This window comes from Bacillus cereus group sp. BfR-BA-01441 (assembly GCF_022663075.1).
GTDB lineage: Bacteria > Bacillota > Bacilli > Bacillales > Bacillaceae_G > Bacillus_A > Bacillus_A cereus.
On record NZ_JAKUEU010000021.1, the window covers coordinates 17,009 to 36,007 of the forward strand.

Genomic DNA, 18,999 nt, shown 5'->3' on the forward strand with positions numbered 1-18,999 from the left:
AATGTTTTTTGAAATATTTTACACATAATAACTTCCTCTTTATTTGACAATACATATAGAAGAGTGCTAAAAATAAAGTAATATAATACAGTCCTTTAACCCAACCCCGTGAGGTTGAGAAGGAAGTCGGAATACAATATACGTATGTTCTTTTCTTGGGGATACGTATGCTTTTTTGGCCTTCTCATCATATCAGGTGAGAAGGCCTTTTGTTATTCTTCCATAGCGACTGTAGAAAATAAGGAGGAGTAATAATGAACGTCACTACTGATGTACAACAAACAACAGAGGAGACAAAAGCGAAAAGATATAAAACATTATTTGGTTCTGCGCTAGGATATGCAGCAGAAGGTTTAGATATGTTGCTATTATCTTTCGTACTTGTCTATATTTTAAAAGAGTTTCACTTAAGTCCTGTTGAAGGTGGAAACTTAACTTTAGCTACCACAATAGGAATGTTAATTGGTTCTTATTTATTTGGATTTATTGCTGATTTATTTGGCCGTATTCGTACAATGGCCTTCACAATCTTACTGTTTTCACTAGCAACCGCACTCATTTATTTCGCAACAGACTACTGGCAATTATTAATTCTGCGCTTTTTAGTTGGAATGGGAGTTGGTGGTGAATTCGGAATCGGAATGGCCATCGTAACAGAAACATGGTCTAAAGAAATGCGCGCTAAAGCGACATCTGTTGTTGCACTTGGATGGCAATTTGGTGTACTGATTGCTTCACTCCTTCCAGCATTTATTGTCCCACACTTTGGATGGAGAGCCGTTTTCTTATTTGGATTAATTCCAGCTTTACTAGCTGTCTATGTCCGTAAAAGTTTAAGTGAACCGAAAATATGGGAGCAAAAACAACGCTACAAAAAGGAGCTATTGCAAAAAGAAGCTGCAGGTAAATTAACAACTACTGAAGCAGAACAACTAAAACATATAAAAAAATTTCCACTTCGAAAGTTATTTGCCAATAAAAAAGTAACAATTACAACAATTGGTCTTATTATTATGTCGTTCATCCAAAACTTTGGATATTACGGAATCTTCACATGGATGCCCACTATTTTAGCAAATAAATATAACTATACATTAGCAAAAGCAAGTGGCTGGATGTTCATTTCTACCATCGGTATGCTAATTGGAATTGCAATCTTTGGTATTCTAGCTGATAAAATTGGTCGCCGTAAAACTTTTGCAATCTATTATATTGGCGGTACAGTATACTGTCTCATTTACTTCTTCTTATTCACAGATTCAACATTATTATTATGGGGAAGTGCATTGCTTGGATTCTTTGCAAATGGAATGATGGGAGGATTTGGAGCAATTTTAGCTGAAAACTATCCTGCTGAAGCTCGCTCTACCGCCGAAAACTTTATTTTCGGTACAGGACGTGGATTAGCTGGATTTGGGCCTGTTATTATTGGCTTACTTGCTACAGGTGGCAACCTACTTGGAGCATTGTCCTTGATTTTTATCATCTACCCAATCGGGTTAATTACAATGCTACTATGTGTACCAGAAACAAAGGGAAAAGTATTAGATTAAACGTAAAAGAGGAAGCATCTCATTTAAGATGCTTCCTCTTTTACGTTTTTATTTATTTTGATTTACTAGCCTTCTGAAATAAGAATGCAGTTTTATCTTCTTCTTTTACAATACCTTGTTTTAATGCTAATTCTCCCGCAACTTTAGGCGCTAACCATAGCATTGGGAATAACAAAATTGATACCGGAACTGCCGTCACCACGATAAACGATTGTAGCGCATTAATACTTCCTTCACCCATATATAAAAGAATTGCTGCAACTGCGCCCATAATAAGCGACCAAAAAATTCGCAAACTAATTCTAGGATCTCCGTCTCCAGTCACTGCCATTGAAATGGAATACGCCATTGAATCTCCTGTTGTCACTACAAATAAAATTGTTAATAAAAGAAATGCTGGTCCAATAATATTAGAAAGTGGCAATTGCCCTGTAATTGCAATCATAGCTGCCGGCATACCAGATTCACTTAATGCGTCCGAGATAGACCCAGGATTCATCAACTCATAAAACACGCCTGATCCACCTAATATAGTAAACCAAAATATTGTAATAATAGGTGCGATAATTCCAATTGCAACGATGATTTCTCGAATCGTTCTCCCTCTTGAAATTCGACTCACTAAAATTGCCATCATTGGTCCGTATCCAATAAACCATCCCCAGAAAAAGATTGTCCAAGATCCTAACCAACTTGTATCACCACGGTATGTGCTCATCGGTATAAACTCATTTACATAAAATCCAAACGAAGAAACAAACGAATCAATAATAAATCCACCTGGCCCAAATAGTAATATGAATGCCATTAACACAATTGCTAATCTAACATTTAAATTACTTATAATTTGAATCCCTTTATCAATACCTGTTACTGCCGATATGGTAGACACGGCCACCACACAAACAATAATTGCTAATTGAGTAGTAAACACATCAGAAATTCCAAATAATTCTTGTAATCCATAACTTGCTTGTAAACCTAAAAATCCAATTGGGCCAATTGTACCTGCAGCTACTGCAATAATTGCAGCTGCATCAATTATCGTTCCAAGCAGGCTCTTTCTTAATTTTTCCCCAAAAATAGGATATAAAAGTGTTCGAGGTTTTAGCGGCATATCTTTATGATAATGTCCATACATCATAACTACCGCACTAATTGTACCTAAAATCGTCCATGCTAAAAATCCCCAATGCATATAACTTTGTGCTAAAGCAGGCATGACTGCTTCTTTCGTTCCAGCAGATATACCATCATGTATTGGTGGCACCGTCATCAAATGATACATTGGCTCTGCTGCTGCCCAAAAAACGCCACCTCCAGCAAGTAATGTAGACATAATAATAGCAAGCCATTTTGCCGTACTAATCTCAGGTTTTTCTAATCCCCCAAGCTTAACTCTCCCATATTTGGAGAAAGCCATACACATCGCAACAATAAATGTACCTAATAATAAAACTTGCCAGAAGGCACCGAAATATTTAATTGAAAAAGCGAAACTTTTATTAATCGCACTCTCTACATAATCCTTGTTCAAAAAAACTGCAATTACAAATAATAAAAGTGAACCACCACTAATAATAAATACAGGCCAATCAGTTTTTCGACTCTTCATCCTCATTTATACTTCCTCCTTCCTTAGCAATCTAAAAAAACAACTTTATTATGTTTTATTGTTTAAACCTAAAACATAATAATTATATATGCATAACATTTTATCGACTTCCCACATACTTATGTTGTCCCTAAAAATATGCCAAATCCCTTATTAAAAAGAAAAATTCTCTTCCTCTTACATAAAAAAGCAAAACAAAAGACCTTATATTTCTATAAGGTCTTCGAAACAGAAATTTGATTATAACATAAGGTACTCCTTGGTTCAAAAAGCCTCTTCCAAAAATAACCGAGAGTAAAGGCTTCCATTTGCTACATAACAGTAATTAAAAAAAATATATTTTGCAGAAAAAAACTGCACTAAATATTATTTATGAAAGAAATTTGGCTTCAAAATTTCATTCGGATACGGTTTATGATAAATGTGAGTGGTAGCTGGAGATAATGGCGGAATAAGCCATACCCAATTACCTGTTACAACACGACCACAAGCAGCTTCTTGCTTCTCAAATTGCTGAAATTGTTGTGCAGCAGTATGGTGATCAACAATACTAACTCCTTGTTTTTTAAAGGAGTGTAGTACGGCAATATTCAACTCAATTAGCGCCCTATCTTTCCATAAGGTACCGTTTCTCGATGTATCTAAATCCATCATCTCCGCAACAGCCGGAAGTAAATTATAACGATCATGATCTGCTAAGTTGCGCGCCCCAATTTCTGTTCCCATATACCATCCATTGAACGGAGCGGCTGTATAAGAAATACCGCCAATTTCTAAACGCATATCTGAAATCATTGGAACACCATACCATTTTACTCCAAGTGATGAAATAGGGTATTCTGGGTGTTCAATTGGCACTTCTTTTACTTCTTCTCTCGGAATTTCTTTATATGTAGGCGCCTTCCCGTTTATAGAGAACACAAGTGGCAATACATCGAAATTCGTACCTTCTCCTTGCCAACCAAGCCCCTGACAAAAGTCCGTAAATGTAGCGGAATGAGAATCACCAATCACTCCCGTTTCTGTTTTATATCCTGCATATCGAATCAATTGGTGATTATAAATTCTTATATTATTTTCTTCACCTTGATATTGCTTAAAAATCGTAATGGTTGGTTTAACTTTCCCGTCGTTCGTTGCATATTTAATATGATGAATTAATGCATTATATACACCTTCTTCATCATTTACTTCGCGCGCATCTAATATGTGCATCTTACTCCAAAATAGTCTTCCAATACATCTATTACTGTTACGCCATGCCATTCGTGAACCATGAACAAGTTCTTCAAATGTATGCTCATATGTCCCTGTCTTCTCTATCTCAATTTGAATTTCTTTTATACGTTCTTCTATCAATTGTTCTTTATGAAGCTCCTTATAACAAATCGTAATAAAATTACTTGCTTCCTCTATTAATTGTTTCGTTTTACTCATAAACAATCTCCTTCTATTTCAACAAAACCCTGCTACTTTACAGTATAAGCAAAAAGGATAGGAGTCACAAATGAAAGTGAGAGTGTTACTTTTATTGTAATATTTTTCAGAAAATTAATGAACTTACTATTGACTTATATGGAAAATGGGTGTATTTTTGACTCAGGTAAAGTATTTTTACCTAGACCAACTTTTTAAATAGAAAGGAGGTAATGTTATGTCTTCATTTCAATTGCCAAAGCTTTCATATGACTATGATGAACTAGAGCCACATATTGATAGCAATACACTTTCCATTCATCATGGAAAGCACCATGCGACATACGTAAACAATTTAAATGCTACTTTAGAAAATTATACTGAATTACATAATAAATCTTTAGAAGAATTGCTATGTAATTTAGATACTTTACCGAAGGAAATTGTTACAGCTGTACGAAATAACGGTGGTGGTCACTATTGTCATAGTCTTTTTTGGGAAGTGATGAGCCCACGAGGTGGCGGTGAGCCTAATGGAGACGTTGCAAAAGTAATTGATTATTATTTCAATACCTTTGACAACTTAAAAGATCAACTTTCCAAAGCAGCTATTAGTCGTTTTGGAAGTGGCTATGGATGGCTTGTTCTTGACGGTGAGGAACTCTCTGTTATGAGTACACCAAATCAAGATACGCCTTTGCAAGAAGGGAAAATCCCCTTACTCGTAATTGATGTATGGGAACATGCTTATTATTTAAAGTATCAAAATAGGCGCCCAGAGTTTGTTACCAACTGGTGGCATACAGTAAACTGGGACCAAGTAAACGAGAAGTATTTACAAGCAATACAATCACAAAAACATTAGTCGTACGTATAAGGTAAATTTGGTAATGTAAAATCAGTATTGTCGAAATCCTCCAGAATCCCCCGGATTGCCACCGGGGGATTTATGATTACTTCATTGTATTTATATAATGTTTTAAAACATTTTTCATTTCTAGTTTCAGCTCTCGGAACAAAAATCCGAATTCACGAGCCTTTCCATTATGTAATGTACAGTTAGTTACCTCATTATAAGGAGCTATATTTTCCCCAGCTTTCTGAATGAGTGCTTTTATTCCTGTCTTCTCTTCTATGAAATGAATAATTTCTTCCGTAGAAACTACCCCGTTACTACAGGCGTTAATTGGCCCTTTCACATTTTCCATTCCGCACCAAGCTAGAAACTCTCCTGCCTCTTTTTCATGTATAAATGACAAAGTTCCATCTACATGATCCACAACGATAGGTTTTTGGTTCACAATACATTCAACGTAAAATTGTAACCTTTTCGTATAATCGTTTTCTCCAATAACAACTGGAAAACGAACTGCAACAACTGGGAATGTTGCTTGTTGAAATACAACGGCTTCAGCTAATCTCTTTCCTTCACCATAATTGAAGTCATTCCTATCTCCATACGCGATTGCATAATCGTACGGATTAAAGTCTTCTTCTGATAAGCTTAGGGCAGGTTCATAGACGGCCATTGAAGATGTCATAACATATTTCTTCGTTTTCCCTCGTAACACTTCACATGTTATCTTCGCTGCATTCGAGCTATAGCATAAATTATCGTATACAATATCATAACTTTTTCCTTCTAGACGCTTTTCTAGTAGCTTTCCATCTTCTCTATCAATAATTATTCTTTTTACTGTGCTACCAAAAGAATCTTCAGTAACTCCCCTCGTCGCAATCGTTACATCGTGCCCCTCTTGCAAAAGTGCTTCTACTAAATGTTTACCAAAAAATCTTGTTCCCCCTAGCACCAATACTTTTTTCAACTTCATCATCCCCATTTTAGCAAATTGTAAAATACTACCTCTCTATTATAAGTGCCAAAATATAAAAAGCATGGAATTCGTTTAACGATTCCATGCTTTTCTACAGAAAATATATTAACGTACTCGATATTTATAAATACAATAACAGAAGTACAAAATAGAAATTACTGATACATAAACCCATAGTTCATATACAAATCCCTCTCCCCACACTCCCATAAAATAAAAGAGTGAAGGTAAAGTCAATGTTACCCATGATTGTACGAAGGCAATCCTTCCAAGATATTGATTAATGTTCTTCTTTTGTGTATTTAATACAAAGAATAAATACCAAAGTAATGCCCACATAAACCACGTTAACGCATTAACAACATCATGGAATTGAACAAATGAAACAACCATATAGAATAAGGCTATAATTGCTACCCAAATACAAAACCATCCTAGACCACTACTATCCATTCCTTTTATAAAAGTAACACCTACATATAAATAAGTTAATCCAAATAAGAAAGTAGCCGCATATGAATACACTGTCCAATTGCTTTGGTCAGAAATCATGATCAAATAAAACGGAATAATAATTTGTAGTGCACCCACAAATAAATTAAAAACACCCGCACTTTTCATCTCTGCTTTCCCTAATATAACAAGACTATTTAAAAATAAAGCTGCCCCTGAAAGTAATAATCCTACATAACCCATATATATTCGTGTGAAAATCTTTACCTTTCACACTTTTAACCTCCCCACACTATAAAGTGATACTTATATTATTTTTCTTCCCATTTAAAACTACATACATAATTTTTCATTCAAATAAGTCAGACCTCCTACCTCAAAAAGGAGCGAACTTAAAACGCTTTCAATAATAAATAATCCTATTAAAACATGAACTAGGATTCCTTGATTATAAACGGACTCTATCAATGATACAAGTGTTGGAATACTTTTCAATAATACGCTTTCAATTTCTATAAAAAATTAATAAAATAATACATTCCTCTATCTCATTCTACTACCTTCTAGCATAAGATATTGTAAAATCACATCATTTAAAACAGCGAACGTTCTTTTCTAGGTTCGCTAATAAAATTAATAAAAAATGACCTCTTGCTTTTATGCAAAGGTCATTTTTTTATATTCATCATTAAACTTTTAAATAGCCATTTTTATTATTTGATTGCCATTTCCAAGAATCTGCACACATTTCTTCTAATCCGCGTGTTGCCTCCCAGCCTAATTCACGCTTTGCTTTCGATGCATCAGCAAAACATACTGCCACATCACCTGGGCGACGCTCTGTAATTTTATAAGGAACTTTCTTACCCGAAACTTTTTCAAACGCTTCAACCATCTCTAGTACACTATAGCCCATACCTGTTCCCAGGTTATAAGCATCTACTCCCGTTGTACTCAGTACTTTCTCAAGCGCCTTTACGTGACCATTTGCTAAGTCCACAACATGGATGTAATCACGGACTCCTGTTCCATCTTTCGTTGGATAGTCATTTCCGAATACGCTTAATTCTTTTAACTTACCTACCGCTACTTGCGTTACATATGGCATTAAGTTATTTGGGATTCCATTTGGATCTTCTCCGATACGCCCACTTTCGTGTGCACCAAATGGATTGAAATAGCGAAGTAATGCGATACTCCATTCTGCATCTGCAAATGCTACATCACGCATAATTTGCTCAATCATTAATTTCGTTTGACCATATGGATTTGTTGCACTTAATGGAAACTCCTCCGTAATCGGTGACGTTTCCGGGATACCATATACAGTTGCAGATGAACTAAAGATTATCTTCTTTACATTATGTTTCTGCATTACTTCACATAGCACTAACGTGCTTGTAATGTTGTTATGATAATATGTTAATGGAATCGCTACTGACTCCCCTACAGCTTTAAATCCTGCAAAGTGAATAACTGCTTCAATTGCATTTTCTTCAAAAATTGCGTCAAGCGCTTCGCGATTTAAAACATCTTCTTTATAAAACTTAAATTGTTTTCCTGTTATTTCTTTCACTCGATTTATAGATTCTACCGAGCTATTCGAAAGATTATCCACTACTATAACTTCGTAACCGCTATTTAGTAATTCTACACATGTATGACTACCAATATATCCTGCTCCACCTGTTACAAGTATTGCCATAATTATAGTCCTCCATATTTCATTCATTATAAACTTCTCAAAGTATATCACATATTTCTTATCCTATGTTTAACATGCGAACACAGAAACTTACATTTTATCCCATAATAAATTTATAACATATACGATTCTAATCAGGTAATAAAAAAACGCCACATAATTTTTATTATGTGGCGTTTTTTTATTAAATTACATAACAATATACACTTAGAAAATGCGCAAGACTACCTAATAATACAAAAACATGAAAAATTTCATGATGCCCCATATATTTAAACTCTAACCATTTTGGCTTTGTTCCATAAATAAATCCACCAATTGTATAAAAAATGCCCCCAAGTACTAAGAAAATAATGCCTCCTGTACTTAAATTCTCAGCTAACGGTGCAAAGAATAACACAATTAACCAACCCATCGTAATATAAATTGCTGTCGATAACCATCTTGGACAATTAAACCAAAACATTTTAAATACAATGCCACAAATCGCAGTTGCATAGACTAAACAAAATAATAGTAAACCACTTGCTGAATTTAATGTAATTAAGCAAAAGGGTGCATATGTACCTGCAATTAATATAAAAATCATAGAATGATCTAGCTTCCTAAAGAAGTAAATAACACGTTCATTGGCCACAACACTATGATACACAGCTGACGCCGTATAAAGGACCATCATTCCAATACCAAACAAAATAACAGCTGTAATTGCAGCAAATGATGGCATCTTGATAGAAACTTTCACAAGCATAGCTAATAAGGCAATAAATGATAATATTGCTCCACCTAAGTGAGTAAATGCATTAACCGGTTCCCTTACATAAGCATTCATAATAACACCCCTCATATAATTACATGTAGTTTTGATAACTACATGTAATTATATACACATTTCTTTTTAAGGTCAACATTTACAATTCATTTGTTTCGTAATACCATATTTAAAGATATATTAAACATTAAGTTCCACTAAGTTATAAAAGTGAGGGATTCTACGTGGAAAATATAAATGAATTACTTGAGACATTGCATTTAGAAAAAAACATTAAACTTGAGGATATTCCAAATGTTGACTTATATGTAGATCAAGTTGTTCAACTATTTGAGAATACTTATGCAGATACAACGAGAACTGATGATGAAAAAGTATTAACTAAAACCATGATTAATAATTACGCAAAAGGAAAACTATTCATCCCCATCAAAAATAAAAAGTATTCAAAAGAGCATATGATTTTAATTAGCCTAATTTATCAATTAAAGGGAGCTCTCTCCATTAACGATATAAAAAGTTCATTAGAAACTATAAATGACTCCTTATTAAATGATGATTCATTCGAATTAAATACGTTATACAAAAATTATCTTGCTCTTACTGAAAGCAATGTCGAAAGCTTTAAACAAGACGTAAATAACCGTGTTACAGAAGTAAATGAGATTTCTTCCTTAGAAGATACAAAGCTAGAAAAATTTCTACTACTAACATCCTTCGTGACTATGAGTAATATGTATAGACGTTTAGCGGAGCAACTAGTGGATGATTTAAAAGAATCATAAATAAAAAACTATCCACCTATTAAAGTGGATAGTTTTTTATTTACTTAATTGCTTCATGAACTTTTAGTTGTTTCCCTTTAATCGTTGTAGTCTTCATGACTTTCAAGACGAGTGGTCCTTTTCCATTTAATATTTCAACATAAGAAACATTATCTTGTATCGTAATAATACCTATATCTTCTGCTGTAACACCTTTAATTTTAGCAATTGTACCGACGAAATCTACCGCCCTAATTTTCTTTTTCTTCCCGCCATTAAAGTACAGCTTCATAATGCCTTTGTTGATGTCTGCATTTTTATCTTTCTTTATAATTGGTTTAGCATGTATCTTTTCTTCAAATGCAGCTTTCTCTTTCATAACTTCTTCTTTTGAAGGTCCAATTGCCTTTGGAATTTCAAATCCAATATACTCCTCAATCTCTTCTAAAAATCTATTTTCATATGGTGTTATAAATGTAATAGCTTTTCCACTATTTCCAGCTCGTCCCGTTCTTCCAGTACGATGTACATAGCTTTCTTTTTCAAGTGGAATATCATAATTAATAACATGTGTAATATTATCAATATCAATTCCTCTCGCAGCTACATCTGTTGCTACTAAATAACGGAATTTTCCTTTTCTAAAATCATCCATGACTTCAAAACGATCTTCTTGTACCATACCACCATGTATTTTGTCACAGGGATAGTTAGCTCGTTTTAATTGTCTATATACATGATCTACATTTTCTTGTGTACGGCAGAAAATAATACAGCTATCAGGATTCTCAATCGTTGTTACATCTTTAAGTAGTGAAAGCTTCTCGTCTTCTATCACCTCAAAAAGAGTATGTTCAATTTTATCCGTCGTAATCCCAGCCGCTTTAATTTCAATATGAGTTGGTGAATTCATATATGTACGAGACAATTTCTCAACATCTTCTGGAAGTGTTGCTGAAAATAACATCGTCATTCTTTTTGTAGGTAATTCATCAATAATTGCCTCTACTTGATCGATAAAGCCCATATTTAGCATCTCATCTGCTTCATCAATAACTAAATACTTCAAACACTCTAAAGAAAGGGTACCCTTCTCAATATGATCCAACACACGACCAGGAGTCCCAACTACAATATGTGTCTTTTGCTTTAATTCTAATTTTTGACGTGCAAATGGAGATTTCCCATAAACTGCCGCAGCCTTAATCCTTTTGAATCGACCTATATTTGTAATATCTTCTTTTACCTGTACCGCAAGCTCTCTCGTTGGTGTTAAAACTAATGCTTGTGGTTTATTCTCTTCCCACTCCACCATTTCACAAAGTGGAATACCAAATGAAGCTGTTTTTCCACTTCCAGTCTGGGACTTCACAACAAGATCCTTCTTTTGTAATGCAACTGGAATAACCTCACCTTGTACTTCTGTTGGATGATCATACCCTAACCCAGTAAGTGCCCTTACAATTTCCTTACTTAATTTATAATCAGAAAAACTTTTTTTACTCATATATTAACCTCATTTTATTCTGTATTATTTTCTTTTTTATCTTTTGTATACGTTACTATCACCCTACTTATTATACTTGAAACCTCACATAAAAGGTGAATCATGCCAGATTCATCTTTTTATATAGAAATAAACCTTTTCATTTCATATATTGTTCAACTACTTGATAACATCTTTTGCTCGTATTGTTAGCATTAACCTTTTTATAGTATCCTACATCCAATCAAAAAAATAAAAAGAATACATACAACCTTGTATAATTATCTTAATTTTTCAACCCTTCCCATAAACGAACAATAAAAACAAAAAAATGTTTTAAATTCGTTTTTAACGTTTTTTTTCAGATGTAAAATCTACTTTTTTAAAAAATGTTAAGAAATCCTTTGACTTCTTAATAAAAATAATGTAAATTATCCTATGGACGAACATTTTTGATTAATAAAAATAAAATATTCGTATTTTAGGGGTGTAAATGATGGAAAACGTATTTGACTATGAAGATATTCAATTAATTCCTGCAAAATGTATTGTAAATAGCCGCTCTGAATGTGATACAACTGTCACTTTAGGAAAACATAAATTTAAATTACCTGTCGTGCCTGCAAATATGCAAACGATTATTGATGAAAGAATTGCAACTTATTTAGCTGAGAACAACTACTTTTATATCATGCATCGTTTCCAACCAGAGAAACGAATCTCATTCATTAGAGATATGCAATCACGTGGATTAATCGCTTCTATCAGCGTTGGTGTAAAAGAGGACGAATATGAATTCGTACAACAATTAGCTGCTGAGCAACTTACACCTGAATATATCACGATTGATATCGCACACGGTCATTCTAATGCTGTGATCAACATGATTCAACATATTAAAAAACATTTACCAGAGAGCTTCGTTATCGCTGGAAACGTTGGAACTCCAGAAGCGGTAAGAGAATTAGAAAATGCTGGTGCCGATGCAACAAAAGTTGGTATTGGACCTGGTAAAGTTTGTATTACTAAAATTAAAACAGGCTTCGGAACTGGTGGTTGGCAGCTAGCTGCACTTCGCTGGTGTGCAAAAGCTGCAAGTAAGCCAATTATCGCTGATGGTGGTATTCGTACACACGGCGACGTAGCTAAATCTATTCGCTTTGGGGCAACTATGGTCATGATCGGTTCTCTATTTGCTGGTCACGAAGAGTCTCCAGGGGAAACAATTGAAAGAGATGGAAAACTTTATAAAGAATACTTCGGTTCTGCTTCTGAATTCCAAAAGGGTGAGAAGAAAAACGTTGAAGGTAAGAAAATGTTCGTTGAGCATAAAGGTTCTTTAGAAGATACGTTAATCGAAATGGAACAAGATCTTCAATCTTCTATCTCTTACGCTGGCGGAACAAAATTAGACGCTATTCGTACTGTAGATTATGTTGTCGTGAAAAACTCGATTTTCAATGGTGACAAAGTATATTAATTCTTAAATTAACTCGAAGGACAAGCATTTTCATGCTTGTCCTTCTTTTTTGTATATGAAAATGTAAAACATTTTAATTTAACTGAATTTTCTAGTATTATGTGTTTAGATAGTCTTAATAAGGGGGAGATACGACTTGAAAAATGTAATAGAAAATCGCCTTAATCGCGCAGAGGTACCCGCTGAACTAACATGGGATTTATCCGATTTGTATAATTCTGATGCCGAATGGCATACTGCATTAAACGCATTGGAAAATGATATACAGAAACTTGATTCATTTAAAGGGCATTTACATACTAGCTCCCACACTTTATTAAATTGCCTACTTTTAGAAGAAGAGCTTTTAATGACGTTAACAAAACTGTACTCATATGCAAATTTAAAAGAAGCTACTGATCGTACAAATCCAAGTATTCAAGCGAACTCTTCCAAAATTTCTGCTTTATGGACGAAAGTACATACTGCACTATCCTTTATTCATAATGAAATCCTCTCATTCGACGAAGGAACAATTGAAAGATGTTTAACTGAAGAAACAAAACTCGAACCTTTCCGTAAATCTTTACTAGAAATACTACAAAAAAGACAGCACACTCTCTCTCCTGAAACAGAAGAAGCACTTGCTGCACTTGGCGAAGTTCATAGTTCTCCATACAAAATTTACGGCATGACTAAATTGGCCGATATGGATTTCACTTCTATACAAGACGAACAAGGAAACGAACTTCCTGTTTCATTCTCATTATTTGAAAGCAAATATGAATTTTCTCCAAGCACATATATACGTCGAAAAGCATATTCATCATTTGTTTCCACACTAAAACGATATAAAAATACAATTGCCACAACATATGCTACTGAAGTAAAAAAACAAGTAACACTTTCTCGTTTACGTAAATATGAATCCGTTACTCATATGCTATTAGAACCACAAAAGGTTCCACTTGAAATGTATAACAACCAACTTGATATTATTTATAAAGAACTAGCACCTCATATGCGCCGTTTTGCAGATTTAAAAAAGAGAGTATTAGGACTCGATCAAATGCTTTTCTGTGACTTACATGCACCTTTAGATCCCGAATTTAATCCGGCGATTACTTATGAAGAAGCAGGCACGCTCATTCAAGATTCTTTAAAAGTATTAGGCGATGAATATAGTTCCATAATCCAAAAAGGATTCAAAGAAAGATGGGTAGATCTTGCAGATAACGTAGGCAAATCAACAGGGGCATTTTGCTCAAGTCCATACGGCTCTCATCCCTATATTTTAATTACATGGCAAAATACGATGCGTGGATGCTTTACATTAGCACATGAATTTGGACATGCTGGTCATTTCTATTTAGCAAATAAAAACCAACGTATCATGAACGTACGCCCATCTATGTACTTTGTTGAAGCACCATCAACCATGAATGAATTACTATTAGCTCAGCATTTACTAGCGACTACTGACGATAAGAGAATGCGCAGATGGGTCATTCTACAACTACTTGGCACATATTATCACAACTTTGTTACTCATTTACTTGAGGGTGAATATCAACGTAGAGTATATGCTCTAGCAGAAAAAGGACAGGCCCTTACAGCTACAACTTTAACTGAAATTAAAACAAATGTCCTTTCGACATTCTGGGGAGATTCTGTAGAAATCGATGAAGGTGCGGGCTTAACTTGGATGCGTCAGCCTCATTATTATATGGGTCTATATGCTTATACATATTCCGCAGGCCTCACTGCATCCACTGCAGTAGCTCAAATGATTAAAGAGGAAGGACAACCTGCTATTGATCGCTGGTTAGATGTGCTTCGTGCTGGTGGTACAATGAAACCACTTGAACTAATGAAACATGCCGGAGTAGATATGTCAAAACCAGATGCAATCCGTAAAGCTGTTTCTTACGTTGGTTCATTAATTGATGAATTAGAGCATTCTTATCAAGAATAAAAAAATAAGCCCTCGCTTTAATGAGGGCTTATTTCATATTTACTTCCCAAAACGTTTGCGATATCCACATTTCCTGCAAAGTTCTTCAACCGCAACTCTTTTCGAAAATCCATCGACAATGTTTGTTGCCCTTTCACCTTCAATAATGTTAGAAAATGAATCATTATTAATATTCCCAAGGTTAATAATCCCTTCACCATCTAAACAACAAGGAATAACTGTTCCATTCGCTAAAATACCCGCTTGATTACGAAGTCCATGACAGAATCCTTTCCCATCATCCTCTTCCTCATGTAATGCTGGCCACTGGAATTCATAGTCTTGATTAATAAAGACACGTTCTGCAATTTTTATACCTTTTCCTGGTGTAAGCTTCTCTTCAATTTGATAAGCTAGATCAAATTCATTTTCAATTATAGATAATAACTCTCTATTTTTCTGGATTTCAGCATTTGTTTTATTATCCTGAGTTAAATTCCATAACCTTAACGATACAATTAAATCTGATTGACTTGTCGCTTCCCTAATGAAGGAAAGTATACTCCTTACATAGCCCTCTTTATCTTGCGAACCTGGATGTCCATCAAAACTATGCAGTGAAAAATTCATTTGTCTTAACGCAGGCTTATTTAACAGCCTATGTCTTCTCTTATTAATTAACGTTCCGTTCGTTGTAATATTAACTTTAAATCCTTTTTCATGACTTAAGTCTAATAGTTGATCTATTTTCGGATGGAGCAACGGCTCACCCTTCACGTGCAAATAAATGTAGTCTGTGTGAGGTTTAATTTGGTCTAATCTTTTAGCAAAATCCTCCACAGAAATGAATTGCTTCTGCCTTTCCGTCGGCGGACAAAAGCTACACGCAAGATTACATACACTCGTAATCTCCAAGTAAAACTTCTTAAACTTCTTCACCTTTAATTCCTCACTTCTCTAACTACTTATACTTTTTCCTCTTCATATTACAGCATATTTTTATGGAAATAGAAACATACTTATTTTAGGAAATCTACACACCATCTAATAATATTTAAAAGACCATCGGTAATTTTTGTCCAATGGTCTTTTTATCCTTTTATATACAAAGAATAAATTTATTTATGATACGGCTCATCGTAACTATTCTAAATAAGGTTATTTTTTATTATTTTCATAATTAAATTTAACAAAAAAGGTAGTGCCTTCCGATCCTGTTTGAATTTCTATTTTTGCATTATGGCGGGCAGCAATGGCATAACATACACCTAACCCCAATCCAGTTCCATTATCTTTGGTCGTGTAAAACGGCGTACCCAGTTTCTCTAATACTTCAGGCCTGATACCTTTTCCTTGATCCCGCACTGCAAGCACCACACAATTTTGACCTTCTTTGTAAGTGCTAATGGTTAGAACTTTCCCTGTATTCATCGCTTCTAAGCCATTACGATATAGATTCATTAATAATTGCCGTATCTCATTACGATTTAAAAGTAATTCTGGAATGTCATTTGTATCGACTTGAATATATTTATTTTGATTGTACGTATCAATCTTTATTAAAGGAATAATATCGCGGATAATTGAATTTAAATCTAACATCTGCAAATCCAATTTCCTTGTATTACCCATTGAGAGAAATTCAGTAATAATAGAATTGGCACGGTTAAGTTCTTCAATCATTAAATGAAAGTACTTATTATGTTTCTCATAGGTATTCTCTTCTTTTAATAACTGTAAAAATCCCAGTACTGTTGTCATTGGATTTCTAATTTCATGGCTGATACCTGCTGCCATTTGCCCTATTAAATCTATATTGGATAATCTTTTCAATTCCTGTTCATATTTCTTTTTTTCCGTTATGTTTTTAAAAATACAACAAATACCATCATCATATGGGTATGCAATAACTTCGTGCCAATATTCATCTGCAGTAGAAAGAAATTCGAAATGAACTGTAGTTCGCTCTGACATCGCACGATGAAATTCCTTATACATAACTGTTTCAATTTCACTCGGGAAAACATTCCATATATTCTTTCCTAATACATCTTTTGCTGTTTTTCTTTGCGGAAAATATTGGTGCTTATTTACGTACGTAAATTCCCATTTATTATTTAAAATAAAAAATCCATCCGTAATACATTCAATCACACTTGTAACTTTTTCATTAGCAGCAGCTAGCTCTCTCGTTCGCTCTTCCACTATGCTCTCTAGTTGATCCATATACAACAAATTCGAAAACGTAGGGGCTGTGGCATCAACGATAGATTTTGCTAGTTGAAGTTGGGAATCATCATAATTGTGAGCTTTTCCTTCTTTGCCAACGACGATTACCCCTAATACTTCTCCCATTGAAACCAATGGAATCATCAATAGACCCTTACTATCTATATTTTTTGTTTGAATAACCTCTTGGATCTTGGCTTCATAGCTTTTCTCTGTCCAATCCGCTTCTGTCCAATGACAGTCCTTACTTAATTTCGTTGTTTTAATTGTTGTTTTGTCTAGCGGATCTAGAAGATGAGCAGTCATATTTTTACTCTCTAAAATCTGTTCTAGGTAAAAAAAGCATTTATCAAAACTCTCCTGTATCGAGGAACACATCGATAAATCACGTGTAACATTTAGTAACAGTTGTTTCTCAGCAATAAGGTTTTCCTTTTGTTTTAAATTATTTGCGTTTTGAATTGCAACCGCAGCCATATTTACATAAGCTTCAACACTTTGAATTTCTGAATCTGTTAAGTTCATCGGAATTCCATAATCAAATAAAAAAACCAGACCAAATAACTCTTGCCCAAATGAGATAGGCAGAGCTAATAAGGACTTAATTTTGAATGCATTAACCGGTCTCGGATCTGGTCGATGATCCTTTGAGGTATCAGGAATATAGATGGTTCTTTTCGTTTCAATAACTTCTTTTGCCAGTAAGTCTATTTCAGGATCAATTACTTGAGTATCGAGCGTTACACAATTTATAGTCTCTGGTTTTCCTGCAAACCCTCTAAATGTTCCATCTTCCTGGGGTAAATAAATTCCAACAGCGTCGCACCTAACAATCTCCTCTGATATCGCCATTGTCACACGCTGCAATACGTCACGTAGTTCTAATTTCGTATTTATTATTTTTGTTATATTCGCGAGCCTAGAATATCTCGTCTGATCACTTACCATTCACATAGCCTCCAGTTATAGGCATAATAAAATAAATATGATAATATCAGTGTTTTATATAGAATACATCACTTATGATACGGTTCACCACGATTAATCCGAAACGCTCTATACACTTGCTCAAGCAACACTAATCGCATTAATTGGTGTGGTAATGTCATCTTTGAAAAAGAAAGTGATTCATTTGAACGCTTCATCACTTCTGAGCTTAGTCCAAGTGATCCACCAATTACAAATGCGACTTTACTCTTTCCGTATGTAGCAAGGCGATCTAGACTTATCGCGAATTCTTCTGATGACTTTTGCTTTCCTTCTATAGCTAATGCAATCACATGCGTGTCATCCGAAATTTTATCCAGTATACGTATACCTTCTTTTTCCTTTACAATTAACATTTCTGCTTCACTTAAATTTTCTGGCGCCTTTTCATCAGGCAATTCAATTACTTCTACTTTTGCGTATGCAGATAATCGTTTTAAGTATTCTGCTATACCTTGTTTCAAATATTTTTCTTTTAATTTCCCAATTGAAATAATCGAGATATTCACACGTATCCTCCACCTTACAAACATGTTATCCACAAAACTTATCCACATATCCACAAATGCTACCCACATATTGTGTGAGAATCTGTGTTCGATACAACATATGTCGCCTCATTTTGACAAAATTCACATGTTTTTTTCTCTTTTTTCGAGTTATCCACATTGTTGATAACTGGCGCAACTTCACACTCATCCACAATAATATCTAACGCTAATTCAACATGCTCTAAACAACAAGGTAAATTCATTTTCTTCACCTCACTTT

The 18,999-nt window shown here is 34.4% G+C and carries 16 protein-coding genes; 5 read left to right on the plus strand and 11 right to left on the minus strand.

From position 1 onward, the window contains the following. Positions 1-254 precede the first annotated feature (254 nt). The gene (locus MR107_RS11420; RefSeq protein WP_001103412.1) at positions 255-1,553 is read left to right on the plus strand and encodes an MFS transporter; all 1,299 of its coding nucleotides are present in this window, start codon (positions 255-257) and stop codon (positions 1,551-1,553) included. Positions 1,554-1,605: 52 nt separating this feature from the next. Here MR107_RS11420 and MR107_RS11425 read toward each other — a convergent pair whose 3' ends face one another. Together MR107_RS11425 and MR107_RS11430 are read right to left on the minus strand one after the other, a co-directional pair. Beyond that, the gene (locus MR107_RS11425) at positions 1,606-3,174 is read right to left on the minus strand and encodes a BCCT family transporter (protein ID WP_242292383.1); all 1,569 of its coding nucleotides are present in this window, start codon (positions 3,172-3,174) and stop codon (positions 1,606-1,608) included. A gap of 360 nt (positions 3,175-3,534) precedes the next feature. Continuing rightward, positions 3,535-4,605: a nitric oxide synthase oxygenase gene (locus tag MR107_RS11430; protein WP_242292384.1), complete on the minus strand. Its 1,071-nt coding sequence runs from the start codon at positions 4,603-4,605 to the stop codon at positions 3,535-3,537. 217 nt (positions 4,606-4,822) lie between these two features. On the opposite strand from MR107_RS11430, the gene sodA reads away from it, so the two are divergent. Continuing rightward, positions 4,823-5,449 carry a superoxide dismutase [Mn] gene (gene sodA, locus MR107_RS11435; RefSeq protein ID WP_000094042.1) on the plus strand — a complete coding sequence of 209 codons (627 nt, stop codon included), beginning with the start codon at positions 4,823-4,825 and terminating at the stop codon, positions 5,447-5,449. 88 nt (positions 5,450-5,537) lie between these two features. On the opposite strand, the gene MR107_RS11440 is transcribed toward sodA, so the two are convergent. From MR107_RS11440 to trhA, 4 genes are all read right to left on the minus strand, one after another. Beyond that, the gene (locus tag MR107_RS11440; protein WP_017657607.1) at positions 5,538-6,425 is read right to left on the minus strand and encodes an NAD-dependent epimerase/dehydratase family protein; all 888 of its coding nucleotides are present in this window, start codon (positions 6,423-6,425) and stop codon (positions 5,538-5,540) included. Between the two features lie 99 nt (positions 6,426-6,524). Next, positions 6,525-7,115 carry an AmiS/UreI family transporter gene (locus MR107_RS11445; protein WP_000542569.1) on the minus strand — a complete coding sequence of 197 codons (591 nt, stop codon included), beginning with the start codon at positions 7,113-7,115 and terminating at the stop codon, positions 6,525-6,527. A 445-nt stretch (positions 7,116-7,560) separates the two neighbouring features. Beyond that, positions 7,561-8,577: a UDP-glucose 4-epimerase GalE gene (gene galE / locus MR107_RS11450; RefSeq protein ID WP_000996541.1), complete on the minus strand. Its 1,017-nt coding sequence runs from the start codon at positions 8,575-8,577 to the stop codon at positions 7,561-7,563. Positions 8,578-8,761: 184 nt separating this feature from the next. Beyond that, complete coding sequence (gene trhA / locus MR107_RS11455; RefSeq protein WP_000995363.1) at positions 8,762-9,409, minus strand: PAQR family membrane homeostasis protein TrhA; 648 nt, start codon at positions 9,407-9,409, stop codon at positions 8,762-8,764. Positions 9,410-9,573: 164 nt separating this feature from the next. On the opposite strand from trhA, the gene MR107_RS11460 reads away from it, so the two are divergent. Beyond that, on the plus strand, positions 9,574-10,134 hold the full coding sequence (locus MR107_RS11460; protein ID WP_000427879.1) for a DUF1836 domain-containing protein: 561 nt from the start codon (positions 9,574-9,576) through the stop codon (positions 10,132-10,134). A 40-nt stretch (positions 10,135-10,174) separates the two neighbouring features. Here the strand turns inward: MR107_RS11460 and dbpA are convergent, their stop codons facing one another. Then, positions 10,175-11,620 carry an ATP-dependent RNA helicase DbpA gene (gene dbpA / locus MR107_RS11465; RefSeq protein ID WP_000039350.1) on the minus strand — a complete coding sequence of 482 codons (1,446 nt, stop codon included), beginning with the start codon at positions 11,618-11,620 and terminating at the stop codon, positions 10,175-10,177. A gap of 475 nt (positions 11,621-12,095) precedes the next feature. Here dbpA and guaC point away from each other — a divergent pair, with 475 nt between their 5' ends. Beyond that, positions 12,096-13,079, plus strand: a complete 984-nt coding sequence (gene guaC / locus MR107_RS11470; protein ID WP_000432447.1) for a GMP reductase — start codon at positions 12,096-12,098, stop codon at positions 13,077-13,079. Positions 13,080-13,215: 136 nt separating this feature from the next. After that, the gene (pepF, locus tag MR107_RS11475) at positions 13,216-15,033 is read left to right on the plus strand and encodes an oligoendopeptidase F (protein ID WP_000800003.1); all 1,818 of its coding nucleotides are present in this window, start codon (positions 13,216-13,218) and stop codon (positions 15,031-15,033) included. Positions 15,034-15,072: 39 nt separating this feature from the next. Here the strand turns inward: pepF and MR107_RS11480 are convergent, their stop codons facing one another. The 4 genes from MR107_RS11480 to MR107_RS11495 all read right to left on the minus strand — a co-directional run bounded on the left by MR107_RS11480 (position 15,073) and on the right by MR107_RS11495 (position 18,982). Then, the gene (locus MR107_RS11480; RefSeq protein ID WP_000713630.1) at positions 15,073-15,951 is read right to left on the minus strand and encodes a radical SAM/SPASM domain-containing protein; all 879 of its coding nucleotides are present in this window, start codon (positions 15,949-15,951) and stop codon (positions 15,073-15,075) included. 219 nt (positions 15,952-16,170) lie between these two features. Beyond that, entirely contained in the window at positions 16,171-18,189 is a 2,019-nt protein-coding gene (locus tag MR107_RS11485) for a GAF domain-containing sensor histidine kinase (protein ID WP_242292385.1), read from the minus strand. A 68-nt stretch (positions 18,190-18,257) separates the two neighbouring features. Beyond that, entirely contained in the window at positions 18,258-18,737 is a 480-nt protein-coding gene (gene rlmH / locus MR107_RS11490; RefSeq protein WP_001027000.1) for a 23S rRNA (pseudouridine(1915)-N(3))-methyltransferase RlmH, read from the minus strand. A gap of 59 nt (positions 18,738-18,796) precedes the next feature. Next, on the minus strand, positions 18,797-18,982 hold the full coding sequence (locus MR107_RS11495; RefSeq protein ID WP_002183021.1) for a CxxH/CxxC protein: 186 nt from the start codon (positions 18,980-18,982) through the stop codon (positions 18,797-18,799). Positions 18,983-18,999: the final 17 nt, after the last annotated feature.